Source organism: Pseudomonas sp. HMSC065H01, assembly GCF_001815235.1.
Taxonomy (GTDB): Bacteria; Pseudomonadota; Gammaproteobacteria; order Pseudomonadales; family Pseudomonadaceae; genus Pseudomonas; species Pseudomonas aeruginosa.
In genome coordinates, this window is sequence record NZ_KV819882.1 from 1 (window position 1) to 3,157 (window position 3,157).

Consider the following 3,157-nt stretch of genomic DNA (forward strand, 5'->3'; position numbering starts at 1 on the left):
GCAGGGTGACCTGGTAGCTGGCGAACTGGCCGTTGCCGGATCCCTGGCTGCAAGCGGCGACGATGCCGTGGAAATGCCGCCGGCTGCCGTCGTGCAGTTCCAGCGCCAGGCTGGCCGGCTTGCCCAGCAGCCCGTCGAGTGGCAGGTCGGGGTTTTCCGAGATCAGTTCCAGCTCGTAGGCGAACGGCCGGCCGAGCTCTTCGCGACCCTCCATTCGCTGCAATTGCAGGACCTCCGCGCCGAGCGGACTGTCGACCCGGACCAGGCGGGTCTGTTGCGCAAGTGCCATGAAATCATCCTTGATCCACGTCCATCACTGGCGCCGTTGGAGCGGCGCCACCCAAGCAGCATAGGCGCGGATGCGGTGGAAAGGGGAGATGCGTGACACAGATTCCGACGAGCGCCCCGACCGACGGCGAACAGGCAGAAGGCCATCACGAAAGGCCGCTTCGGGCCAGGAAAGCCTTGATTCGCGAGCAACATTCCGTAAAGCTTTTGTCCAGCAATGACTCACTCAGAATCCTAGGGAAGGGGTTAACACAGTGACGCTCTATCGCCTCCACGAAGCCGATCTCGAGATTCCCGATGCCTGGCAGGACCAGAGCATCAACATCTTCAAGCTCCCCGCCAGCGGCCCCGCCCGCGAAGCCAGTTTCGTCATCAGCCGCGACGCCAGCCAGGGCGACGCGCCGTTCGCCGACTATGTCGCCCGCCAACTGGAGAATGCCGAGAAGCAATTGCCCGGCTTCAAGCTGCACAAGCGCTGGGACATCAACATTCACGGCCACGCCGCCGTGCTCCTCGACTACCAGTGGCAGCGCGAGGGCCGCGACCTGATGCTGCGCCAGGTATTCATCGAGCGCCGCCCGGCGGTGCTGATCACCACCCTGACCACCACCCCGGCTGACCTGCCGCACCACGAGCCGGCCTGGAAGCAGGCGATGCAGACCCTGGTCCCGCGCCCGACCCCTAGCTGACCCGAGTACCGACGCATGGATGCGCAAGCCGCCGCCCGACTGGGCGATGAGATAGCCCACGGTTTCGGTGTCGCCGCGATGGTCGCCGGAGCCGTGGCCGGAGCCCTGATCGGCGCCGCCGTGGTCGCCGCCACCGCCGCCACCGGCGGCCTGGCCGCGGTGATCCTGGCCGGTTCGATCGCCGCCGGCGGGCTGTCGATGTTCCAGATCGTCAAGGGCCTGACCACCATCTTCGAGCTACCCGAGCCGACCACCGGGGTGCTCATACGCGGCAGCTTCAACGTCTACGTGAACAGTCGCAACGCGATGCGCGCCGGCGACGACGTCTCCGCCACCTGCAGCGGCCTGCCGCTGAACCATCCGCTGTGGCCGTTCCCGGTGCTGATCGCCGAAGGCAGCGCCACCGTGTACATCAACGGCAAGCCGGCGGCGCGCCTGCAGAGCAAGATGGTCTGCGGCGCGCACATCAAGACCGGCAGCCAGGACACCTTCATCGGCGGCCCCACCGAGCGGGTGGCCTTCGTCCTCGACCTGGAGGAATGGCTGCACACCGGCCTCGAGGCGCTGGGCCTGGCGGCCCTTGCCGGCGGCCTGCTGCTGGCGGCGATGGCCGGGGTCGCGGCGCTGGCCGGCTTCGTCGCCATCGGCGGGCTGATGATGGGCGGCATGGCCCTGCTCGGCGACCTCGGCGACCGCCTCGGTCCCGGCTACCGCGACCTGTTCCAGGGCGTGGCGGGGATGGCATTGCTGGGCTTCGGGCCGAAACTCGCCGGTCGTCGTCCGGCAGCGGTGACCTCCGAAACCGCGCAACGACGCGCCTACCTGAACAACAAGTTCGGTCGTTCCGGCAACCTCGACCACGACATCAACTACCGCGGGAATCGTGAAACCGCCGCCAAGTTCTTCAAGTCGAAGGACATCGATCCTGCCGATGCCGAGTCGTACATGAACGGCCTGGACTTCAACCATCCGGTCCGTGTGGAAACCCTCGCGCCCGGCAAGAACCTGTGGCAGTACCAGTCCCCCGGAGCGCCGCAGGGCAACTGGTATACACTCAGCCCGCGCGTGCAGCCCACGGAGCTGGGAATCAACCCCATGGGCACCAACCGGGCGGCGAACACCATCGAACCCAAGGTCCTCAACTCCTACAGGACGACCCAGAAGGTCGAGGTCCTGCGCAGCACCGCTGCGCCGACCGATGACTTCTGGTCGGTAAAGGGACAGTCATATCCCGCCAAAGGCGGCGCGCAACAACTGTTCTCCAACGAGAAAGGCTCCTTCGGTCTGCTTCCCCGGGAGGGATCATGACACCCATCGAATACATCGACCGCGCTCTGGCGCTGGTCGTCGACCGGCTGGCCCGCTATCCGGGATACGAGGTCCTGCTGTCCGCGGAAAAGCAATTGCAGTACATCAGGTCCGTCCTGCTCGACCGCAGCCTGGATCGTTCCGCACTGCACCGGTTGACCCTCGGCAGCATCGCCGTGAAGGAATTCGACGAAACCGACCCGGAACTCTCCAGGGCCCTCAAGGACGCCTATTACGTCGGTATACGCACTGGCCGCGGCCTGAAGGTCGATCTGCCCTGAGCGCAACACCATCGGTCTTGAGCGACCGCCGCTTCTGCCTGGCGAGGACATGCGCGAATCGTCAAGACTCCCGCGGCGTCCTGCCCAAGGGCGGGCAGCCAGGATGCCGCCGCCTCAGCCCTTCGCCGGCGGCGGAAACATCGCCTGCACCTGGCCGTCGATGGTGCCCTGCACGCCCTTGCCCTTGGCGTCGACCTCGCTGGCGCCGCCGGAATTGAGGTCGAGGCGGCCGCCGGTGTCGATGTTGCCGTTGCCGCTGGCGTAGAGGTTGAAGGCGCTGCCGGAGATATTGATGGTGCCGTCGGCGTTGAACTCCACCACGCTCTTGCCGCAGACCAGGCGGATCTGCGCGCCGGCCTCGATCAGGTAGGTGCCGGTGACGCTGTCGCTCTTCGCCCCGCCCACCAACAGGGTGTCGTTGAGCTTCACCGCGCGGGTGCGGTTGTTGCCGATGCGCGCCAGCTCGTCGTGGCCGATGCTCTTGTTGCGGTCGTGGCCGACCGACAGCGAGGCATCGTTCTCGACCAGGTTGTCCTGGTTGCGCTCGGCGTGGATGTATAACTGCTCGGCGCCCTTCTTGTCCTCCATGCG

Annotated in this window: 4 protein-coding genes and 1 pseudogene; 3 read left to right on the forward strand and 2 right to left on the reverse strand. The window is 66.4% G+C overall.

Annotated elements, in window-relative coordinates:
- On the reverse strand, positions 1 to 289 hold a 289-nt coding region (locus tag HMPREF3014_RS14905), incomplete at its 3' end, for a contractile injection system protein, VgrG/Pvc8 family (protein WP_003121605.1).
- 253 nt (positions 290 to 542) lie between these two features.
- Here HMPREF3014_RS14905 and eagT6 point away from each other — a divergent pair.
- Genes eagT6 through HMPREF3014_RS14920 form a run of 3 tightly spaced genes read left to right on the forward strand, consistent with a single transcriptional unit; the run spans position 543 to position 2,566 of the window.
- Positions 543 to 977, forward strand: a complete 435-nt coding sequence (eagT6, locus tag HMPREF3014_RS14910) for a type VI secretion system effector EagT6 (protein ID WP_003083692.1) — start codon at positions 543 to 545, stop codon at positions 975 to 977.
- 15 nt (positions 978 to 992) lie between these two features.
- The gene (gene tse6 / locus HMPREF3014_RS14915) at positions 993 to 2,285 is read left to right on the forward strand and encodes an NAD(P)+ glycohydrolase Tse6 (RefSeq protein WP_003104959.1); all 1,293 of its coding nucleotides are present in this window, start codon (positions 993 to 995) and stop codon (positions 2,283 to 2,285) included.
- Positions 2,282 to 2,566, forward strand: a complete 285-nt coding sequence (locus HMPREF3014_RS14920) for an immunity protein Tsi6 family protein (protein WP_003104961.1) — start codon at positions 2,282 to 2,284, stop codon at positions 2,564 to 2,566. The genes tse6 and HMPREF3014_RS14920 overlap by 4 nt, the downstream gene beginning before the upstream one ends.
- A gap of 114 nt (positions 2,567 to 2,680) precedes the next feature.
- On the opposite strand, the pseudogene HMPREF3014_RS14925 reads toward HMPREF3014_RS14920, so the two are convergent.
- Positions 2,681 to 3,157: pseudogene (locus HMPREF3014_RS14925) on the reverse strand (type VI secretion system tip protein VgrG); the annotation flags it as partial.